This window comes from Aliiglaciecola sp. 2_MG-2023 (assembly GCF_030548145.1).
Classification (GTDB): domain Bacteria; phylum Pseudomonadota; class Gammaproteobacteria; order Enterobacterales; family Alteromonadaceae; genus Aliiglaciecola; species Aliiglaciecola lipolytica_A.
This window is the reverse complement of the sequence record NZ_JAUORY010000004.1, coordinates 200,191-221,289: the sequence shown is the minus strand read 5'-3', so window position 1 is coordinate 221,289 and position 21,099 is coordinate 200,191. Positions and strand designations below refer to the sequence as shown.

General features: G+C 38.8%; 16 protein-coding genes and 2 pseudogenes. 11 read left to right on the top strand and 7 right to left on the bottom strand.

Annotation, left to right across the window (positions count from 1 at the left end; translation table 11 throughout):
* Positions 1–30: 30 nt before the first annotated feature.
* Together Q4567_RS06340 and Q4567_RS06335 are read right to left on the bottom strand one after the other, a co-directional pair.
* Positions 31–342: a hypothetical protein gene (locus Q4567_RS06340; protein ID WP_303499758.1), complete on the bottom strand. Its 312-nt coding sequence runs from the start codon at positions 340–342 to the stop codon at positions 31–33.
* Positions 343–714: 372 nt separating this feature from the next.
* Positions 715–1,545: a DUF6792 domain-containing protein gene (locus Q4567_RS06335; protein WP_303499757.1), complete on the bottom strand. Its 831-nt coding sequence runs from the start codon at positions 1,543–1,545 to the stop codon at positions 715–717.
* 329 nt (positions 1,546–1,874) lie between these two features.
* Between Q4567_RS06335 and Q4567_RS06330 the strand changes: the two genes are divergently transcribed.
* The 3 genes and pseudogenes from Q4567_RS06330 to Q4567_RS06320 all read left to right on the top strand — a co-directional run bounded on the left by Q4567_RS06330 (position 1,875) and on the right by Q4567_RS06320 (position 4,582).
* A complete protein-coding gene (locus Q4567_RS06330) occupies positions 1,875–2,006 on the top strand; it encodes a hypothetical protein (protein WP_303499756.1) in 132 nt (43 codons plus the stop codon).
* A gap of 36 nt (positions 2,007–2,042) precedes the next feature.
* A pseudogene (locus tag Q4567_RS06325) lies at positions 2,043–3,287 on the top strand (IS110 family transposase).
* Between the two features lie 344 nt (positions 3,288–3,631).
* A complete protein-coding gene (locus Q4567_RS06320) occupies positions 3,632–4,582 on the top strand; it encodes a hypothetical protein (protein ID WP_303499755.1) in 951 nt (316 codons plus the stop codon).
* A 367-nt stretch (positions 4,583–4,949) separates the two neighbouring features.
* Here the strand turns inward: Q4567_RS06320 and Q4567_RS06315 are convergent.
* From Q4567_RS06315 to Q4567_RS06305, 3 genes and pseudogenes are all read right to left on the bottom strand, one after another.
* Positions 4,950–5,105 (bottom strand): annotated as a pseudogene (locus Q4567_RS06315) (transposase); the annotation flags it as partial.
* Between the two features lie 343 nt (positions 5,106–5,448).
* The gene (locus Q4567_RS06310) at positions 5,449–5,805 is read right to left on the bottom strand and encodes a hypothetical protein (protein ID WP_303499754.1); all 357 of its coding nucleotides are present in this window, start codon (positions 5,803–5,805) and stop codon (positions 5,449–5,451) included.
* Positions 5,806–6,751: 946 nt separating this feature from the next.
* Positions 6,752–8,179 carry a tyrosine-type recombinase/integrase gene (locus Q4567_RS06305; protein ID WP_303499753.1) on the bottom strand — a complete coding sequence of 476 codons (1,428 nt, stop codon included), beginning with the start codon at positions 8,177–8,179 and terminating at the stop codon, positions 6,752–6,754.
* Positions 8,180–8,635: 456 nt separating this feature from the next.
* Between Q4567_RS06305 and Q4567_RS06300 the strand changes: the two genes are divergently transcribed.
* The 6 genes from Q4567_RS06300 to Q4567_RS06275 all read left to right on the top strand — a co-directional run bounded on the left by Q4567_RS06300 (position 8,636) and on the right by Q4567_RS06275 (position 16,991).
* Positions 8,636–8,818: a hypothetical protein gene (locus Q4567_RS06300; protein WP_303499752.1), complete on the top strand. Its 183-nt coding sequence runs from the start codon at positions 8,636–8,638 to the stop codon at positions 8,816–8,818.
* A 505-nt stretch (positions 8,819–9,323) separates the two neighbouring features.
* The gene (locus tag Q4567_RS06295) at positions 9,324–11,672 is read left to right on the top strand and encodes a TonB-dependent receptor (protein ID WP_303499751.1); all 2,349 of its coding nucleotides are present in this window, start codon (positions 9,324–9,326) and stop codon (positions 11,670–11,672) included.
* 115 nt (positions 11,673–11,787) lie between these two features.
* Positions 11,788–12,978, top strand: a complete 1,191-nt coding sequence (locus Q4567_RS06290; RefSeq protein ID WP_216047024.1) for a serine hydrolase — start codon at positions 11,788–11,790, stop codon at positions 12,976–12,978.
* Between the two features lie 186 nt (positions 12,979–13,164).
* The gene (locus tag Q4567_RS06285) at positions 13,165–14,337 is read left to right on the top strand and encodes a cytochrome c family protein (protein ID WP_216047023.1); all 1,173 of its coding nucleotides are present in this window, start codon (positions 13,165–13,167) and stop codon (positions 14,335–14,337) included.
* 17 nt (positions 14,338–14,354) lie between these two features.
* Positions 14,355–15,569, top strand: a complete 1,215-nt coding sequence (locus Q4567_RS06280) for a serine hydrolase (RefSeq protein ID WP_303499750.1) — start codon at positions 14,355–14,357, stop codon at positions 15,567–15,569.
* A gap of 3 nt (positions 15,570–15,572) precedes the next feature.
* Entirely contained in the window at positions 15,573–16,991 is a 1,419-nt protein-coding gene (locus Q4567_RS06275) for a sodium/proline symporter (protein ID WP_303499749.1), read from the top strand.
* Positions 16,992–17,047: 56 nt separating this feature from the next.
* Here Q4567_RS06275 and Q4567_RS22245 read toward each other — a convergent pair whose 3' ends face one another.
* Together Q4567_RS22245 and Q4567_RS06270 are read right to left on the bottom strand one after the other, a co-directional pair.
* On the bottom strand, positions 17,048–17,449 hold the full coding sequence (locus Q4567_RS22245) for a GtrA family protein (protein ID WP_368509175.1): 402 nt from the start codon (positions 17,447–17,449) through the stop codon (positions 17,048–17,050).
* Positions 17,450–17,654: 205 nt separating this feature from the next.
* Positions 17,655–18,407, bottom strand: coding sequence for a glycosyltransferase family 2 protein (locus Q4567_RS06270; RefSeq protein WP_303499748.1), 753 nt, complete (start codon positions 18,405–18,407; stop codon positions 17,655–17,657).
* Between the two features lie 899 nt (positions 18,408–19,306).
* Here Q4567_RS06270 and Q4567_RS06265 point away from each other — a divergent pair.
* Together Q4567_RS06265 and Q4567_RS06260 are read left to right on the top strand one after the other, a co-directional pair.
* Positions 19,307–20,455, top strand: a complete 1,149-nt coding sequence (locus Q4567_RS06265; RefSeq protein ID WP_303499747.1) for a glucosyltransferase domain-containing protein — start codon at positions 19,307–19,309, stop codon at positions 20,453–20,455.
* A 39-nt stretch (positions 20,456–20,494) separates the two neighbouring features.
* Positions 20,495–20,803, top strand: coding sequence for a hypothetical protein (locus Q4567_RS06260; protein ID WP_303499746.1), 309 nt, complete (start codon positions 20,495–20,497; stop codon positions 20,801–20,803).
* The last annotated feature ends 296 nt before the right edge of the window (positions 20,804–21,099 follow it).

Genomic DNA, 21,099 nt, shown 5'->3' with positions numbered 1-21,099 from the left:
ATTCTAGTTGTTGAATATATTCTATTGGGGTCATCTAGGTTTGAGCTCCACTTCAATTGAAGCTGAAACACCAGCAGAGAGCTCACCAAACAGATGAACACCTCCCTTTGCATCCACTACGAATTTCAATTTAATTTTCTCTACTATTACTCCGCTTTCCTTGGTTGAAATGGCCAATGCTTCTTGAACTGACTTCAGTTGCTTATTCAGATTATCTGTGAATATTTCAGTAGGAACTTCTGTAACAGTCTCTACAGCTCTTTTTACAGAAGGGATGGCGTGTTGAAGATCGTCTTCTGAATGGACACTAATTTTACTCGAGTAAACGGATATTTTTTTCATTTTTGATTTACCTTTTTAAGAACGATGCTAACCAGGAAGATAAACAAGCAAAGACTATTTCTTTAAAAGAAACGTCGCAATGTGTGAACATAGGAAGCTCCTTTACACGGGTATTTTTTAGTAAGTAAAGCAGAGAATGACTTAATTTCAACCCACATTAAGATCAGAAAAAGGCAAAATTAATGGCTATTAGCTAACCACTATCCTTGCCACAGGTTTTGTGGAAAAAGGGTGTGAATGGCTAGTGACATGTTAACTGGATTTACGCCATCTAATTGCCAATAGCTCATTCTGACCCAAGATTACCGACAAATTGTAAACATTGACTGTCCGGTCTTTGTCTTTAGGCGCTCTTGGCTATCAAACCAGTTTCTACCAAGTATTTCTGGTCAATGCTTCTCTAACTGCACTAAGGCCATCGGCAATGGCATCAATACTGTGATCACGAATTGGATTCCATCCAGCGTTGAAATTGACTTTCATCGTGATAAATTTGGGATCGACATTGGGAGTGTCATCGAATTTGTAGGTTTGCTCAGTAAGCGTTCTAAAAGAGCGTAAAATTTCTCCGCGTTCAATAAATCGAAATACTTTTAACCCTTTGCAGTTTTCCAGCCAATCGCTTCGTTTCATCGTGGTGTAAAAGGTGATCCATGACGAGTTGAAAGCATACACCTTCGTGACATCGTTATTCGAATAACCACATGTCTGCGCCAGACCTCCGCCAAGTGAGTGCCCAGCGGCGGCAAATATAATTTCATCTGCATCAGGGTAAGCTTCCGCAAGCTCTTTCCGCAATTCTGCAATAAATTTTTTAGTATTGCGTTTTACCTGTTGATAGTAGTTATTCTTAAAGAAATATAGCACTATCGCCCAATTACCCAACAGCCAATCAATCGGGTGTATGCCTCGAGTTCCACGAAAGACAAGTGCTGCATATACTTTATTGTTTTTTCCGAGCTTATAAAAACCAACAGCTTTAAGCCCATATTTGGCGTCAAATCGGGAATTGGCGCGCACCCACCCTTTTACCGGCTGCTGATTGTCCCCATAGACGATGGCGCTAAGCGAAGCGTACTCGTCCATAAAGCGCATGTCTGAATCTAACGTGCCTGAGAGGACGTCTTTAAGCGAATAGTGTTTCTCGTATTCAGGCGGTATTTCAATAGTCAAATTGTCGTCAAGTTTCTTCGCATTTCCCATTGCTACTGGTCCTTTTATGGCACTGTGAGCAGGCTATCAGGATTGGTTAAGCTCTATGATGAGTGTCTAATAGAGTTGTGCTTAATTCAACTGAATCAATCGGCCGCAGTCCGAACTCCCTATACTAGTTTAGATAAGATCGGCGGTGATGCAACCTATCCCAGTTTACTTAGAGGATGAAAATCCTATATCCATGACTTTTACAGTAGCATTGCCTTCGGCCCACTCAGATAGCGCTGCGTCCCACGACTGAACCTTACAGTCTCTTGTGTACGTGATATGGTCATTCAACCTACTTTATTTGAATTAAAATAACTTAGGTTATGTGCTTGTTGCATACGAACATTGTACGTGAGTCATTAGATGATTACCGCTTTACCTTCGATGCAACGAGTCACTTTACTCATAACGAATACTCAGGGCATGCATTGAACGCCATCCATATTATCTTCGACGAGTGAAGGCTACATAACAAACTTCATATTAAGGAGGCTGTGATGACTAGTTCGTTAAACAAATTCTCTGCCTATGTAGGTTTAGATTGGGCATCAAAAAAACATGATGTTTGTATACAACCAAAAGACTCCCGCTAGAGAAAGTTTGAGATCATAAAGCATTCACCAGAAGCCATTGATGAATGGTTAACTCATTTGCATAGTGAGGTAGAAGGACCGATTGCCATTGCTGTCGAGTTGTCTAGCGGACCTATTGTGTATGCGTTGCAAAAGTATGCCTATGTTACAGTTTTTCCCATCCATGCCGCTACACTTGCTCGATATAGGCAGGCCATGTTTCCAAGTGGTGCTAAGGATGACCCATCTGATGCTGAGCTTGCGCTTGACCTCATGCTGAAGTACCCCGAAAAGATACAACCACTTCAACCCAGCAGTAAAGCGTCTAGAACACTGAACTTACTTGTCGAACAACGTCGCATGCTCGTTGAAGATAAAAGACGTCACGTGAATAGATTGATAAATGCACTGAAGCAATATTATCCGTTACCACTGACCATGTTTTCGCATCGAGGAAGCGATTTATTTTGTGAATTTCTGATCAAGTGGCCGACATTTAAGCAGCTAAAACGAGCAAGAGAAAACACGATTCGGAAGTTTTTTGGTCAACGCGGTGGTAATGCAGTTACCAATACAAACAAGCGTATACAGGCAATCGAATCCGCTATGGCACTCACTGAAGACAGCAGCATTATTGAGCCTTACAGCCTAGTAGTTGTTTCTTTGTGTAACCAAATTCAGCTTCTAAATAAGAGTATCAAAGCTTTCGATCGAGAGGTTGAGTCGGTATTCAAACAAATGCCTGACGCAGATATCTTTTCTTCCCTGCCAGGAACAGGGCCGTGTTTAGCTCCTCGCCTGCTCGCCGCATTTGGCGAAGATAGAAGCCGGTTTTTAACTGCACAAGAAATTCAAAACTATGCCGGCTTATCGCCGGTGACAGAACGAAGTGGTAATAAAGAATGGATCCACTGGCGATGGCAATGCGCCAAATTTATAAGACAAACCTTCATTGAATGGTCAGCTAAAAGTGTGCATCAATCATATTGGGCAGGCTTGTATTATGAAAAACAAAGAGCAAAAGGAAAGGCACACCAAGCAGCAGTTAGGGCATTAGCGTTCAAATGGGCGCGGATAGTTTTTAGGTGCTGGCAAACACGAACGCCTTACAACGAGACGAAATATTTGAAGGCGCTGAGAGAAAGAAATTCTCCACTTTTAATTACATAAAAAGGGTTGTTGAATGACTCAAGGCGTGATTTGGATTTTTACCACCGTTGCGATTTGTCTTAGGAGACCATAAGAAACCTCCGTTAATTTCATGCTGGCATGTTCTTGTATGACTAACCCACCAAAAATTCAAAATTTCAGAACTCCAGACTTCTTTTAAGTTTAAAAGTTAACTTATAAAATATTTTTATGTAAAGGGGTGTTTTTTTTGCGTTGAGTAATACTTTTACCTAGACTTAAGTTTCAAAGGATGATGTGACTATTTAGATGGAACTTTAATTTTCTTCCTCTTCTATGAATTGAGCCTATCTTTTGTGTTTATTTTAATTACACAAGGAAACCTCATGAAACATACAATTTTACTAATATTAACGCTACTAGTTTCAAAATTCGGACTAGCCCAAGTAACTGACGAACAAAGAAAAGACCCTTTGCAATCTGCAATACTTTTTAAAAAAAGTAATATTTGCCATGCTGAATATCTAGGCAAAACGTATGACAGCATGAAAGTTAAAGCGAATGCAGGCAATACTAATTATGAATTAAAAGATACGCTTACATCATGTGTTGAAGATGGTGGGAGGTTGGATGCTCGATATGCTCACTACTTTCCAGATCTTTCACTGCTAGAGACTCAATTAGTTAAGGCAAAGCAAGAAGAAAGACTAGATGCGGTATTAAAAAAAACAACAATTGATCCAGATGAAGTTAAGGAAGCTCAAGAAGCGGTAGAAATTGCAAAAGAGTTAGAAGATAAAAAATTAGAGGAAGCTAAAGAAGCCGAAGAGCAGGAACAAGAAACACGAGAGAATGTTAATAATTTTTATGGTTTCAATTGGGCTCCGGGGATAGCGGTTATGCATTACAGTGAGTCTTATATTGATGACATAAGAATCGAATCAAGCGGTGAGGGCGAGAGCAAAGTAAATAGGGTTTTTATTGATAAAGAACTTGATACTAATATTGCCATCGTATTGGAGACACATTACCTTTGGAATGTCGGAAATATAGTCGAAGGTCGTGATACAGGGCTAGGAATTTTTGCTGCAACAAACCTTGTTAAACAAGAAGGTTCGCCATTAACTACTTTTGCTATCGGTGTCATGTTTGCTGTCAGAGATACAGATAGTTCCAGTGGAATTTCCATTGGTCTTGCTTATTTCGTTGACACAGATTTTAAGGTGCTAAGGGATGGTTTAAGTGATGGTTCGGTTACTACATATGATGATAGTGCCAAAGTCATAAGAAAGGTTGATGAATCTGGTTTGATGTTAATGGTTTCGTCTAAATTCTGATAAACACAGTCATTATCTATTATCAGAACTGAGCTGGTAGTTACCTATTCATCGAATAGTGCTGCCAGTTTGGTTTTGATAAAGTCTTATTTATTAATAGCGTCAATATTGGCGATGAGTCGTTTTATTATCGAGTTCGAGGGACGTCTGGAAAAGCATATTAACTAAATGGCAGTTACACAGAATCTGTTACAGGCTCCACAGAATCTGTTACAGGCTCGTTACAGGCTCGTTAATTGGAATAGTCCGTTTAGGTAAACTATCTATTAAGTTTTGTTTACATAATGATAAAAATGCCTAAAATTTAATATGCGGTTCTATGGGTCCGTATCATTTGGCTGTTAATGTCCGCTTTATGGCTATAGCTTAATCGAAACTCATCACGCCAACGCCTTGGATGACGATCACTGATACCAAACTCTTCGCATACTTTATTATCAGTCATTCCATCTTCAGATGTTCTAAGCAGAGCCATACGCTTAAACTCCGCTGGATATCGTTGATAAGATTTACCTTTTGCCATTTCACACACCTCGATGTATTTATACATCTAGTTTAGAGTGTCCACAGAAATGGGGTAATACTATACAGCGGACTACCACGGCATCTTCCACCAACAACTGCTTCTCGCTCGGGGCAATTACGCGCAATAATCTCAATAGTAAATTAACAACGAGTCGAGTATAGGCCAAATTTTTCTGCGAATATTTTCATTTATACACCAGTCATTAATATTGATTTAAGAATCCTAAACCTAATAGTATAATATCGTGTCGTATTGAGTCTCCCAAACTTACTTCTTTTAATTGGTTGTACAAACTGTAAATTATCCAAAGTAGCAGCTTCCTTGATCGTTTTTTATAGTTTTAAAGGCCGCCGATATTAGATAAGGCAGCATATGTATGCTTAAGGCCTTCAAGATTTTTGCATGCTAAATCAATTGGCCGGGACCCATTGAACGGTTCATTATGGTTGAGCATATTCATAAAACCGTAGTAGTTAGCTGAATTGCTAAATAACGATCGTAACTCTTCATGAATATTCAATAATAGAGATAGTCTCAGTTGTCTTTCGCTTGAAGTAATATCACCTATCAGCATAGATTTTTGCTCTTCACTCACTTCCCACTTTGCGAGAAGTAAATTTACGGCATTGGTAATTTTAGACAAACCAGCTTCAGTGAATGTTATTTTGGTGGATTCGGAAGTTGTAATCTCTTTCATTTTGTATTCAGCTTGAAATAACTCTATTTGAATGAAAATTTACTCTTAAAACTATATAATAATTAACTATTATAAACTACCTTTTTAACCCTAAGTTATTGAAAAACATTAAATGATTGACAAAATTAAGCTTACCCGTTTAATTGAGGTTATGGCTTTTGATTGGCTCCTGGTAACTTACGAATATCATCAAAGAAATAGAATAATTGCATGGCACTTGCTTTAAATTAGGTATAGCCGAGCATCTACAGATATCAGTCAGAATTATATCAACAGTATAGTAGTGTGAATCATTATATGTAGTAGCTTATACTTGATCTTACACATTCATTTATAGATTTAGACACAATCTGACAGGCGGCTTTATAGACGAGTTGCGGACGGTCAATCAAATCAATAATTGAGTATTTGTCCGATACCAATGTGCCAAAAGCGGATCTACGATTGCAGTTGCCTAACTACCCCAAATAGCAGATTATAGTCATCGATGTTTAGTGGACTTGCTTAGGTTTCTAAGTAGAAGCGTTTACATAAAAGGGGAATATCGGTCACAATGAATAAAGATAGCAATGAGTTTGACGCTACATACCCGATTTCACTATTTAAACGAACTCTAAGGAGTGTACTTCGCAAATTTGAGTCTAAGAAATTGACTCAGATTCTAATAACAGGAAACAAAAAACCGATAGCGGTAGTTACTCAACCGGAAACTAATACTAACTAATCTGGTTGTCAAAGCTCTTCATCCCAAACTGTCAAATCGATGCATCGCCTAATGGTGTTAACACAGAGCGACTGAGGTTTTTGGCTCCTTGTGCTAACTGCTGACTTTAGTCTTTGATGACCTTGAGGGGCAGCTTCACATACACAAGAGACTGTCAGCTTTAGTCGCATTCTGTTATTGAAAATGTCAGACTAGATAATGACTAATCCACATTATACGAGACTACATTACTCGATTGCTTGAAAATTTGTTAGAAATACCATTTACAAGTTCAACAGCGTCATTGGGGCATAAATGTCCATAGTGTTCTTCAATCATTTTAGTTGACTTATGTCCCACCAACTTTGCTATGTGTAGCAATGGTGTGCCTTGAGCGACCAACACCGAAATGAAGTTGTGTCGAAGACTATACATTTCAATTTTATTTGGAAATTTTCCAAGTTTCAGAATGGTTTTCCATAATTCGCGATGTGCTTGTCTGTTTTTACGCTTACCTATGGTGTTTGGAAATACGTACCCACTTGATGGACAGCCTGAGTCTATCCACCAATCGTTCAATATCTCTAGAAGCTCATCTGAGATCGGAAATATTATTTTCGCAGGGTCTATATTATCGCGCGTTTTTTCAGGTGTTACAAAAATGGTTCGGATGTTTAGGTCAACTCTATTTTTCCCTGTACACTGCCAAACTAGACCATAAATGTCTCCTTGACGCAATCCTGTGTGAAGCATCAATAGTGAAAATGGCACAATCCAGTGAGGATATGTTAGTGACTCGAAGTCTTGAAGCATTGCCTTCCCATGTTTTCTACTGTTTCTTCTTTCTGACTTTCTTTTTTGAGTATACAAACCTAATCCTATATACAAACAGCTAAGCTCTTGTTCGGTCAAAGCTCTTCGTTTAGCTGGTTCTATAGAGTTTTCTTCATCATTTTCGGTTGATGTTTTTTCTTGCAATTTGAAACTATGCAGCGGGTTTCTTGCTATGAAGGTAGTGGGCTCGTCTTCCTCAATTTTTGTTAAAGCTGCATAGTTAAACATCGTGTTGAGTGATGCATAGTCGGCCTTTATAGTATCTCTGTGTATACCATTTGACATTCTCTCCTTCTCCCATTTTTTAACATCAATGATTTTCACATCTGTGAACTTTAATTTGAATAGAAATTTAAAGTTTCGTTTGATTCTCTGAAGTACTTCTTTACCTTCCCGTTTCTTACTCTGATGTCGGCTGTATTCATTATAATAAAACTCACCAACCGTCATCGCCTCAGCTAAGCGCTCTTTTCGATCGAGTTCAGCTTGCAAGTATGCTTCTCGTTCTTCTTGGATTGGATCTCGGCCTTCTTTTATCTTCTCAACATACTGTCTAGCTTTCATTGCTGCATGATGCTGATTAAAAGTACTTGCGTTAAATGTCCCGAGCTTCAACTTCGTTCGCCCTCTACCAGGTATGGTAACGCGTAAGTTGAATGTGCCCCCATTTTTACGTTTAATTAGGTAAAGTCCGCTATTTTTCTTGCAATACAAGAGTGCACCAGGCTTCACACTGTCATCAGCTATAAATTTACTTACTTGGTTGTTAGTGATTGAGCTAGCCCTTAAGCTAGAATGCGACGCTGTCATGTTAGGTTGGTTGTTTGCCATGTTCATGATTAACTCCTTTTTAAATATTTAAATGAACTAGCTAAATTTGTCATAAAATTTGAAATTTCCAACAAACACTCCCTAATAATCTTCAAAAAATCAAAGGAGCCAAAAAGGGGCCAAAAAGGGGCCAGTAAGGTGAATTAAAATAACAGGAAATGAATAGAAATGAAAAAGTAAATCGTGTTGGAATTTTTAATAAATGTGATAGAAGCCAGTATAAATAGCTGATTAAAGGTATTTTTGAATTATTTTTAATATGTGCTTATTCTAAACTCTCTGAAATGGGGTGTCAGGGGTCGGAGGTTCAAATCCTCTCACACCGACCAATTAATCTGCTCCCCTTATTCTGCTTGACTCTCAGGCATTTTCCATCTAAAAATATCCTTACTTTATTGAACTGAAAGACACCGTTGGGTCACCTTTTGGGTCACCTTTTAGTTCAAAATCATTCCAAATACTATGTTACCGAGTTTAGCCCCCGCGTTTGGTGTTCGGTGTCCATGGCCTAAAGACCATGCTACAGGTGGCGGTTTAGATACCTTCTATGGCCTAAAGGCCATGCTACAAAAAAGCGGTGATGCATTTTATTCGGTCATTCTTGTAGGTGGAGGCTTTAGCCCCGCGGTTTTTATTGTCTTTTAAATGCTATAAAAAGTGTTTTTATAAATTTTTGTTGTTTGCTGATCGGCACCTCTATATTACTAAAATCAATTACCAATCCACTGAATCAAACTTCTTGTTATTAGATGTTGTTGGGGAAACAATTTAAGGGGAGGGATTGATTAAACTTATTTGTTGATAATATCACCTTTTATTTTCCTGTCTTATCAATTGCTTACTTTTTAAATTATTCTAAGATTATCATTAAAAGTGTTTTTTACTCGTTTTATGAGGTTTTCAGTTTCCACAAAATATTTCATTTTGAACTCGTAACTGATTGATAAATATCAAATTGCAGGGGGTATTATTAGGTTAAAACAAATGTTTGTAGGTTATAATGTTATATGTTAATGTCATTCTGTGGTTGGGTCATTATTGAGCATTTTGGCTAAGCTGTGTAATAACTTAGTGCTTCATTTAAGAGGCGCAAATTAAATTAAATTAAATTACTAATTATAATAATAAATATCTGCACCGGGGATCTAATATGAGTATAACATTTAAAGTTACAGCCTTATCTTTAGCCATTGCTTCTGTGATGAGCTCATCAGTTGTTTCACAAGCAAACGCACAAGAAGTTACAAACGATGAGAGCGGTCTTGAAGTCATCATGGTTACTTCACGAAAAGCTGTCGAATCTATTCAAGATGTGCCTTTGGCAATCAGTGCGTTTAGTGCCGAAGACATTGCCAAACGAAGCATCGAAGAACTAGAAGATGTCGCCATGTCTACACCTGGTTTGTCTTTTGAAGATTATTCCAATGGCGGTTACGGTACTCCCATTATTCGTGGTGCAAGCCAATTTTCCGTAGACCAACTTGAACAAAACGTTTCCACCTTTGTTGACGGCGTGTATATCCCTAGAAATTATGCACTTGATTTAGGTGCAATGGACATGGAACGTATCGAAGTCGTAAAAGGACCCCAAGGCGCATTATATGGTGCAAACTCATTCATGGGGGCTATTAATTACATTACTTCTAAAGCTGATTTAGGCGGCCTGACTGGTGAAGTCGGTTTGGTGGTAGGTGATGGCGGTCGTCGTGATATTACCGGTAACATTAGCGTGCCAATCATTGAAGACAAGCTAGCCGTTAAATTCAATTTCACCAACAGTGACTATGATGGTGATTGGACAAATTCACATCCAGCAGCACAAGCCGGTGTCAGTCCAGGTACTGATGATAGCTTGGGTGGTTGGGATAAAAAGACCTACAGCATTTCTTTAGTGGCAAAACCTACCGAAACTGTTGATATTGAAATGGCCTATCATTCTTTTGACTCTTTTACTGAGGGTAAAGCACAATCTCGTTTAGAAATTGGTGATTACAATTGTGGTGGTAGTTTATTTGGTGGTCCAGTTCGAGGTTATTGTGGCGAGTTGCCTGATACACCCCTTGAATTTGGTACTGATACCGAAACCGGTTTTTTGATTGACCCTAGAACCTATGCTTTAGACTCCGAAACTGAAATTTTTAGAGCTTCGATTTCAGCCGAGCTGACCAATAACTTTAGCGTTTCATATCAATTTGCCAATATTCAAGGTGAAACCATGAGTGCGGGTATTTCTGATAGATCGCCCCTTACCGGCACCGATTTGACACCTTTTGGTATTCCAGCATTCCTGAATGCATTTACCGTTTTACCTGTAGGTGGCTTTGACTATGATTCTCATGAGTTGAGAGCTGAATACACTGCTGACAATGGTGTGTATGCTATGTTCGGTGTGTATTCTTCCGATGGTGAAGATAGAGACACAGGACAAACAGGTTATTATGCTCCTCTTTATACTGATAATTTAGACCCAATTACCGAAGATTCTTTGGATCCGGACAGCCGCAACAATAATATCACCATTACTGAAGCAACCGCATTATTTGGACGAGTTGCCGTACCATTGATGGATGATAAATTAGTGTTAGCAGTAGAAGGTCGTTATACCGACGAAACTAAAAAGCAGAACATCACATATATCGATGAGTCTACAGCTGATGATTATGAAGACAGTTATTTTACACCTCGTTTCACAGCAGATTATAGTATTAACAAGAACCAACTCGTTTACTTTTCAGCTGCACAAGGTGTTAAATCTGGTGGCTTGAACCCTGAAATTAGCGGTGGCCTAGAAGACTCCGAAAAAGTGTATCAAGCAGATGAAAACACCACTTACGAAATTGGTTCAAAAAATACTATTTTAGATGGCGATCTTCGAATCAACGCTGCCGTTTATTATATTGATTGGACTGAACTACAAGTGAGTCAGGCGGCAATTAATGGCGGCTTTTTCACAACCTCTATTGTCGGTAATTTAGGCTCTGCAACATCCAAAGGTCTTGAGTTGGACGTAACTTACGCATTAACTGATGCAATTACTGTTAATGCCGGATTAGCACTTAATAATGCTAAATACGATGATGGAACTATCTCTCAGCGTTTAGCACGAGCTGCAATTTGTGATGACATCGTGTGTGCGGCCAATGGTGATATAGGAGGAAATTCATTACCAAGAAGTTCTGATACACAATGGAATATCGGTGCCCAGTATGATGGTGAGTTTAACGACAATCTAGAATATTTCGTACGTGCTGACCTTACTGGTCAATCTGAGCAATACATGTCAGAAGCGAATATTGCCACTTTGCCTTCTAGAACATTACTTAATCTACGTGGTGGTGTGACCGGTGAGAATTGGTCTGCAGAGTTGTGGGTTAAAAATGCAACAGATGAAGAATATGTATCAAACGCATTCTACATTCCTAGCGCATATTTCGTGTCTATCGTCCCAACTTGGGGTAACCAACGTCGAATCGGTGTTTCTGCAGAATACCGTTTTTAATCTCTGACGATAAATAGCGAAACTCGCTGTATAGTTATCGCAAGCCGGTCATCAAAAGCCGGTTTGTTGATAACTAGAGTGACCATTTAAAAAATCTGTTGGAGATGGTTTTTGTATGCAGAATGTTATTAAAAAATTAGCTTATGTAGTTGCTTTCCTGTTGCTAATTTTGCTCGTATTATTTGGCCTGAATTACACTTATATCAGCCGTGTTAATAGCTTAGAAGGTGTTGATACTATCCATGATACTGATTGGTTCAGTCCTGTGGTTACGATGGCAGCTAAAGCTAATCCAGATCCTCTTAGCATTTCACCTTTGGCTCTAAGTGAACAACAAACTCGCTTTACCGAATCCTTAAGTTACGCCGAAAAAATGGGCAGTAGCGCGTTTTTGGTGTGGCATAACGGTGAGTTAGTTGCGCAAAAGTTTTGGCAAGGTGAAAGTGAAGATAGTTATATGCAAACCTTTTCAATCCACAAGTCAATTGTGGCATTGGCGGTGGGCATTGCAGTAGAGCGGGGCGATATTGAATCGGTTCAAGATCCTGTTTCAAAATACATTGGACAATGGATTGATATGCCATATGGCCAAATTACCATTGAACATCTATTAACCATGGACTCAGGCTTGGCATTGCCGCCATTATCAATCGACAATAGCATTTTCGCCCACAGTACTAAATTAATGTACAGTGAAGATATTTCTGCCGTAGCTCGCTCGTTAGAACAAATTAGAGCGCCGGGTACAATGTTTGAATATAACAACTCTAATCCGCAATTATTAATTGATGTGATTGAAGCTGCCACTGGAGAAAAGTATGCATCTTACCTTGAGCAGCACCTCTGGTCGAAAGTAGCCAATAGTTCTGCCGATCTTTGGCTAGATCGAGAAAATGGTAGCGTCCATGGCTTTTGTTGTTTAATTGCCAAACCTGTGGATTTACTTGCTGTTGGTTTGTTGTTACTCAACCAAGGTATGGTTAACGATCAGCAAGTTATCTCAAAAGAATGGATCAACAAAACTACCCAAGCTTCTAATAGTAATCCTAATTATGGCTATTTAACTTGGTTAGGCAGTCCGTTCAAACCTATGCGTACTTATCGTCCTACTGATAAGTTTGGCGTCATCCACTCAGCTCCTTATTTAACCGATGACCTAGTCTTTTTTGATGGATTTGGTGGGCAACGGGTTTATATCGTGCCGTCAAAACAGTTAGTAATTGTTCGAGTAGGCGCAGTCCGATTTGACTTTGATGATGCCTTTATACCCAATTCAGTCATCAAAGCGATTACTCAAGTAGAGTAGAGGAAGCAGGATTTCCTAACATAGAAAAAAGCAATAAAAACGCCCTTGTTGTACGTCAATAACAAGGAAGTAAATGTTTAAATTCTTTAGGGCATTACCCAAGTGTAGGTCTTAGAATAAATATCAACCGATAGTGATTGTAAAAGATATGAATAAAAATAATAAATTTTATCAGCAGGGTGAGTTATGAATAATAAAAGTAAACTCGGTGGTTTTTTAGAACAACTAGGCTTGTGTTGTTCAGTGTTGTTTTACGTATTATTTGCTTGGCATCAGTGGTGGTCAGGCGTATCTCCGCGACTCATTCGTGGCAGTGCTGAACGGGATGCGATTCATCATGCTCACCTTAGCATTGGTGCTACTTTGTTCGTATTGGTCCTAGTGCTGTTTTTAATTTGGCTTTTACGACCTGGCGCATCGATCACAACGCGTTTGAAAAATGCCTTTTCTTCGGTTTCAACAACGGCCATTTCGCTGTTTTTCATTTTTATGTTTTTTGCCATGTTGTATGGTTTAGGCCAAGCGTGGGCTAAAGATGAAGTGACTAAAGTGTTAGGCGTGTTTCCCTTACCGCATTTTTTAGATTGGTCATGGAGTACCTCAGGTTACATGCATTCTGCATTTAGTAATGTGGCATCCGCGTTATTTTCTGGCATTGTATTTGTGTATTTGTTCACTCATTTACGTAAACATGTCAAACCTGGTGTGGCAGTTGCCATCCTTATCATAGTGCACTTATTGGTTAATTTACCTAAGCCACCTTCTATCCATCCTATTGCCGCTTTTGGTACCTATGTGCTTGTACCCATGTATTACCTTATTGCGTTGGCATTGTTTTGTTGGGCTAAGCATAAACGCTTGGTTTATATCCCGGTATTGAGCATCTTCATTTTGTTCTTTATGTACCTACCTTACTTTGCGTTTAAAGTGCTGCCACCTTGGCATGTTGCTAAAGCAACTGAGACAGTGTTAGTCGAATCAAAAGAAGTGCTAATACCTGCTCGTCCTCGTACCGAGATTTTCCCTACAACAGAAAGTTTAACCGCAGCTAAGAGTTCAGCGTCATGGTGTACTCAATGTCATAACGCCGTTGAAAGTAAAGAGCATTTATTAGGGCCAAATCTGGTTGGAGTGTTTAACCGTCAAGCTGGTACCGTGCAGGGATATGGTCGTTATTCAAAAGCCATGGTCAGTGCTGGGGAAGGCGGATTATTTTGGTCCAGAGCCAACTTATCTGAATTCTTATCTCACGGTAAAGACTTTGTCCCTGATAATTTAATGAATCAGCAAACGGATTTATCGGACCCAGTAAAACGAAACCAAGTAATTGATTATCTTGAATATATATCATCTAAATAGATGACAGGAGAAAGTATATGGGCAAGACAATAGGTAAGATTTTCATTGGCTTTTTAGCATTGGTGATGTTGGTAGGCGGTGTCTTATATTTAAAAGACCCTCTTTTTTGGAAGCGTTATTACCTGATTGCTACTGGTAACGGGGTTTTACCTCAATCCGGTTGGGCTGGCTCAGAATATATGGTTGCTGGTGATGCACAACAGTTATTTGATGTGGTCAATGAAGGAGAGGGCAGTATTCCCGCTGAAGCCCTTGCTCAAGTGAGCGAATATGCTGCTGAGCGCCGCAGCACTTCTTTGCTAATTTGGCATAAAGGTAAATTACGTTTTCGTGAGCACTATCAGGGACTGGATGAAAACTCATTAATCGTTGGCAAAAGTATGGCAAAAATGGTCGCCTCTTTAGTGGTTTCAAGAGCGATTAAAGATGGTTTTATTGCTGGTTTAGATGAACCTGCATCAACCTATATAACTGAGTGGCAAGGCACAGAAAAAGCCACCATCAGCATCCGTAATTTACTGCATATGGCAGCTGGATTTGAAAAGTACTACACCTTGGATATGAGCCCATTTAGCAATTTTACGCGTTCCTATATTTCAGGATATTCAGATGATGTGATAATCAATGATTATGAAGTGGTTGCTGAACCCGGTACCAAGTATGACTATAGCCAAGCGGTGTCTGATTTAATTGCGATAATAATCAAGCGGGCAACGGGGAAACCCTATGGCCAATACTTGTCTGAGTCACTGATTAAACCTATTCACGCGCAAGGTGGAGAGGTGATGCTCAACCGCCCTCAAGGTGTCGCTCACAGTGGCTGTTGTTTGTTATTGCCTTCAGAGTCTTGGTTGCGAATGGGGATACTACTTTTAAACGGTGGGGAAATAGATGGCCAATCGTTGTTTTCAGAAAACTGGATGGAAGACTATTTAGAGCCGTCACCTGCTAATCCTGCCATGGGATTACATATTTGGTTGGGGAAACCCTACTTTCCTAAACGTTCATGGGCACAAGTAGGCGCTGCCACAGGTTTTGGTGTTATCCACAGCGACCCCTATTTGGCTGATGACCTCTTTATGTTTGACGGCAGCGGCAATCAAGTGATGTATATCATTCCATCCATGGACTTGGTTATTTTACGTACCGGTGGGTTTAGTTGGGCACCGGGTAAAGAATGGGATAACAGTTATATTCCCAATACAATTATACGAAGCATACTGGAGCAGTAAACAGTGTCTAATCAAAGTTATATTTTAGTCGTACTAGTTGTATATAAATTAGTCTTGTTGGGTATCGGTTTTTGGGCACAGCGACGTGTTAAGAACAGTGATGATTTTTTCTTAGGTGGACGGGGATTAGGCCCTTTTGTTGCCGCCGTGAGTTACTCAGCTAGTTCTTCTTCAGCTTGGAAACTGCTTGGCTTTAGTGGCGTAGTAATGGTGCTAGGCATATCTGGTATTTGGCTAGCCTTGGGAAGTATTTTAGGGATGTTCATATCCTGGTATTGGTTCGCTCCTAGGCTTTATCGCACTAGTCTTGAACAAAAAGATTTAACTGTAACCGACTTCTTAAGTTTTGGCAGTAACGGCCAGATTAAAAAGCTAATCGTGGTGACCGCATCGATAATCATACTCGTTTCTTTTACTTTGTATGTTGCAGCTCAATTCCAAGGTGCGGGTAATATGTTTTCTGCGACTTTTGATATGCCAATGACCGAAAGCGTATTAATTGGTGCATTGATTATCTTTATTTACACTGTGCTGGGCGGTTTTTGGGCGGTAAGTATGACCGATGCACTGCAAGGCTCGATTATGGCAATCGCCACATTAGCGCTGCCAATTGCCGCGGTTGTCGCACTAGGTGGCCCTATCGATTTTGTCACCACCTTAATTGAGGTTGCTACGCCAGAACAACTCAGTTTAACTGGAGGGAATGTTGCCTTATTAGCCGCAGGTGTCATTATTGGTAATCTCAGCGTTTCAGTATCCTCTATGGGGCAACCCCATATGTTATTGCGCTTTATGGCATTGCGCGATGAAAAATCAATTAAGACAGGGCGACGTATTGCCGCAGCCTGGTTTCTTATCGTCGATTTGGGAGTGGTGATCGTTGGACTTGCAGGACTTGCATTACAAATGCAATTAGATAATCCAGAAAACCTGTTTTTTGTACTAACAACCGAATTGTTCCATCCTATAGTTGCAGGTGTTATTACCGCCGCAGTGCTGTCTGCCATCATGTCTACTGCTGACAGTCAGTTATTAGTTAGTGCATCTGTGGTAGCTCATGATTTGGGGTTAGAAAAACGCTCTCGCTTTTCTTCATTGACCATTTCACGATTAAGTATTTTGTTGGTCGTTGTTTTTTCAGTGTTAGTGACTTTGTATATGCCTGAGGCGATATTTAGCAGAGCCATTTTTGCATGGGTAGCGCTAGGCGCGTCTTTTGGACCAATAATTATTGTGCGTTTATGTAATCGAGATATTAATCCTAAAGCAACATTATTGGCGATGATAACGGGGTTTGTATTCGCGGTTACCTTTTACATGTTACCCAGTACACCAGGGGATTTCTTGGAAAGGGTAGTGCCGTTTAGCATTGCGATTATCATCGCGTTTGTTGGCTCTAAGCCTCGTACTAGAATTGCCTAAAGATTTAGCGGCGTTGAAAAGAGCTTTAACATTAGAATCATTAAATCGTTTAAAAATTATGAGGGGCTATTAGTAAACACCCATAATTTTAATAATGAAAAAGTTATTAGTGGGGTCAAAAAACCTATGCCAATTAACGCATAATAAGCAGACAAATTTAATGAATCAGTTGTTATTAATACCCAAAGGGAATTGAGAGCATAACCAAGGAAACTCACACTGATAAAACGTAGAATGGTGTGCTTTTGACTGTTCTGTTGATTACCTGAAAAAGTCCAATATTGATGTCCAATAAATGAGACAGTTAGGGCAACCCAGTATGCAATGAAGTTTGACAATTGAGGTGACATTAATTGCAGCGCGATACATAGTGTGAATATCCCACTATGTATTAAGGTTGCAATTAATCCAACGCTAAAAAATTTAACAAGTAGTTGGGTAAGTTGTTTAGCGATCAATTTTTGTCACTTGGATTCCAACCGTTTCGTTTACGATATATAGAGGCCGTCTTTTAATTTCTATAAATATGCGTGACAAGTACTCTCCGATCACACCCAAACATAACAACGTTAAACCACTCATGAATAGTAAAACTACCATTAAAGAAGCATATCCTGGGGTATCAGTACCATAAGTTATAGTTTTAATAATTAGGTATATTCCTTAAAAAAAAGCGCTCAATGCCACACACGCACCAAAGTAGGACCAAATTTTGAGTGGCAATGAAGTAAACGAAATTATCCCGTCTAAAGCGAGCTTATAAAGTTTCCAATAATGCAGTTTCGTAGAGCCTGCAACTCTTGGGGCTCTGGAATATTCAACAACGGCTTCTCTAAATCCTAGAGACGCAAATAAGCCTTTCATAAATCTTGATCGTTCTCTAAACTTGCAAAGTGCATCGACAACTACTCTGTCTAATAAACGAAAGTCACCAACGTTTTTCGGAATGTGTATATCGGACATAGTATCAATCAGTTTATAAAAAATTAGGGAAGTCCAACGTTTAAGCCAAGAATCTGAACTTCTGTCAATGCGTTTAGCCAAAACAACTTGAAATCCTTCCTGCCATTTCACAATCATTTCTAAAATAACTTCTGGGGGGTCTTGCAAATCACAATCTATTGGAATGACAGCATCTCCAGTCGCATAATCGAGCCCCGCTGTAAGCGCTATTTCCTTGCCATAATTACGAGACAAATCTATTATTTTAATATGATGATTAGTTTTCGAATGTTGCTTTAAACATTCAAATGTTCCGTCGGAACTACCATCATTTATACAAATGATTTCATAATCCACATTTACATTTTCAAGACAGCGGTGTACTTCTTTGAAAAAAATATCTATAACTTCGATCTCGTTGTACATTGGTGCCAGTAATGAAACCATTGGTGAGGCTGGAGATATCTTATTCATATAATTCGTCCTAATCTTCACTGATTATTGAGATATCAACGGTTTAATAGTACATAACCTTTGCCTGAGTTCGAACGGTATCTGGAAGACGATTAATTCGTTATCCCTTCATTAGATTTTGACACGCTAAACTGCTCTTTAATTCATGTTAAATAAGTCGATGATAATTAATGTTTTCCAGATACGAACTTAAATGCCCGTAAATACATAACACTGTTTTCATTAAAGGCTGGGATGTTTGAACAAGCCCATTAAACTTACTTTTGATAAACTATTGCTTAATCGAAAAGAAAGCCTTCGGTAGTTCATGCTAATACAACTCCATTTATTGGATTAGATCTCATGTTAAGTTGCTAGATCTAGAAGCCTATTTTTTCGTTAAACCCTGTTAAAAACTACGCAGCGTTCTATAATCATAAGTGATCATTCAACTAATTGTTTTTTTTCTTTTACTTTTTTCAAGCTCTAGAATTAACAATAATAACAATACCCTTCAAATCAGAAATGTGGTTAAACTGTCATTTCGGTTAGATAGCAGGGCAATAATGAGCCTTTTGTCGATACGAAAAACCTCATTGAAAGAATTGTGCTTATTTTTACATTTCAATATGCTACTTAGAGTAACTATATAAGTATGAGCGATGCTATGTCGGGAGAAAATAAGAGGTCAATTTATACCTACTAGCGAAAATACAAAGAACACAAGAAGGACATTGTTTAGCGTTCAAATAAAATCTGAGCTATTAATAAATTAGGGATAGTTGAGTATGTCGTTAGTGACGGTTTATACAAGGTTATGTGAACTAAGATGGATTTTCTTGGCTTGTGTTCTAATTAACCTACTCGTGTTTTCATTCTCTTTCGCCCAGTTTCCAATAGGAAATCACGACTAGGGTCGTATGAGTGGCATTTCTCCTTTTGATCAATTACGGTTTGGCAGATGGTTTGTTACTGCAATATTATCGTTAAATTTTTTCAAGCAAATTCCCGTTTTAATTCTGTTAATTTCTATTTTATTTCAAGTTTCTAGTGGCCTTTTAGCAGCATATTTATTAGAAATAAATAGCAAAACTCGATTCAGTCGCAGTCGCTACCTAGTAGCTGGGTTATTGGTGAGTATAATTCCTTTTGTTAGTGCCCATCATTATTACACATTCATGAGCCACGTTTTCCCTGCTGCACAACTTCTTGTTATTGCTTCCATGCTGGTTGGTTCGTTAAGAGTGTCTTTTGTCTCGATAGCTTCAGGGGCTATTTTGTTCATGTTGTCGATGGCGACTTATCAAGCTTCAATCAACACATATGCAGTATTATTCTGTGGGGTAGTGATCGTCAGATTAGTCAATTTTTATGAAGAAAAAAAACTAAGGGAAAATCTCATAGCTATTGCTTCTTTATCTTCAATTTTCGTTTTCGGTGCGATTTTTTATAAGGTTTCTTTAGTCTTGTGCGATCAGCTCGAGTGGTTAGAAACAGGTGCTTATCAGTTGGAGAGTTTGCAAATTGCCGATATACCTGAACGATTAGAAGAAGTAGTTGAGTCTTCCATTCGACAACTTGTCATTTCTCAGCCTTATTTTCCGTTCTATCTGAAATTATTGGCATTAACCATATCCATTGTCGGTGGGATAACCTTGCTCATCAAGCTAGGTATAAGGCAGAGATTAAACATCTTTCTAGTCCGTTCATTTATTTTAGGAGTTATATGTTTTCTGATGTTATTTGCAACAAAGACCCAATTTCTTCTCTCAGCGGACGAGGGTTTTTATTATTATAGGTTTGCTTCTTTTGGAATCTCATACTTCTATTTGTTTTTCTTCATGATGCTCCCTATTGACTGCAGTCCGAAGTGCAGAATTCCTATTTTAATCGCTTGCGCAGTATTGTTTTATAGCTTTTGGGTTTATGATTTAAGCCAGCAGAAAGATATGGTTAAACAAAACCACTATGACTTCAGTTTTGTGAATAGAATCATTGCTCGTCTTGAGCAAAGTGAAGACTTTTCATACGAACGAAGCTATAAGCTAATTCAGGTTGGTGAACTATAAAATCTTAAAAAATTTCATGGTGATTATGATGGTGATGACATGAGAGGCTACTGGTCACCTTTTCATCAATATTCTACAAATGCTACTTGGAATGCCGCGTCAATGTACGTGAAGCTAGAGCCACTATTAAAAATAAATCAGAATTACTCTTTTTATCATTTGGAATCCTATAATACAGAAAATGCAAAGAAAGACGTGAAGATGGCGATGGAATACATTATTAAGTCGCATTCATGGCCACACTCTGATGCGGTAAAAATTATTGGTGAGAATGTTATTGTTGTGATTCTCGAAAAGACCAAAAAAGAACAGACTTATATTGAAAACTGGCAGCAAAGTAAGCTCTAACCGCACAAGAGCATTGATCTGTAGAACAGCTTTATTTAATTAGACGCTCTTGCTGATTCAGCAATGTGCAATCATTACTTTAATGCATTTTTGCGTTTACTATAGAGCTAATTTTTTCGAAATGGAGAAGAGTGCTCGAAAGTTACTTAGGATCGAATACTAAGGTATTTAGATTCCCCTTTTTTGACCATTCATCCGTAAACCTGATCTTCTGATCACAGAGAGTCCAAATTTCCTTCCTTTAATTCAATGGTCCTTGATGTGGATCAGTTAATTGGCGCAGATTTAAACTATGC

Bases quoted from the DNA above. Each gene is read 5' to 3' on its own strand.
- Q4567_RS06340 (WP_303499758.1), bottom strand. From the start codon at position 342: ATGAAAAAAATATCCGTTTACTCGAGTAAAATTAGTGTCCATTCAGAA.
- Q4567_RS06335 (WP_303499757.1), bottom strand. From the start codon at position 1,545: ATGGGAAATGCGAAGAAACTTGACGACAATTTGACTATTGAAATACCG.
- Q4567_RS06320 (WP_303499755.1), top strand. From the start codon at position 3,632: ATGAAACATACAATTTTACTAATATTAACGCTACTAGTTTCAAAATTC.
- Q4567_RS06310 (WP_303499754.1), bottom strand. From the start codon at position 5,805: ATGAAAGAGATTACAACTTCCGAATCCACCAAAATAACATTCACTGAA.
- Q4567_RS06305 (WP_303499753.1), bottom strand. From the start codon at position 8,179: ATGAACATGGCAAACAACCAACCTAACATGACAGCGTCGCATTCTAGC.
- Q4567_RS06300 (WP_303499752.1), top strand. From the start codon at position 8,636: ATGTTACCGAGTTTAGCCCCCGCGTTTGGTGTTCGGTGTCCATGGCCT.
- Q4567_RS06295 (WP_303499751.1), top strand. From the start codon at position 9,324: ATGAGTATAACATTTAAAGTTACAGCCTTATCTTTAGCCATTGCTTCT.
- Q4567_RS06290 (WP_216047024.1), top strand. From the start codon at position 11,788: ATGCAGAATGTTATTAAAAAATTAGCTTATGTAGTTGCTTTCCTGTTG.
- Q4567_RS06285 (WP_216047023.1), top strand. From the start codon at position 13,165: ATGAATAATAAAAGTAAACTCGGTGGTTTTTTAGAACAACTAGGCTTG.
- Q4567_RS06280 (WP_303499750.1), top strand. From the start codon at position 14,355: ATGGGCAAGACAATAGGTAAGATTTTCATTGGCTTTTTAGCATTGGTG.
- Q4567_RS06270 (WP_303499748.1), bottom strand. From the start codon at position 18,407: ATGAATAAGATATCTCCAGCCTCACCAATGGTTTCATTACTGGCACCA.
- Q4567_RS06265 (WP_303499747.1), top strand. From the start codon at position 19,307: ATGAGTGGCATTTCTCCTTTTGATCAATTACGGTTTGGCAGATGGTTT.
- Q4567_RS06260 (WP_303499746.1), top strand. From the start codon at position 20,495: ATGAGAGGCTACTGGTCACCTTTTCATCAATATTCTACAAATGCTACT.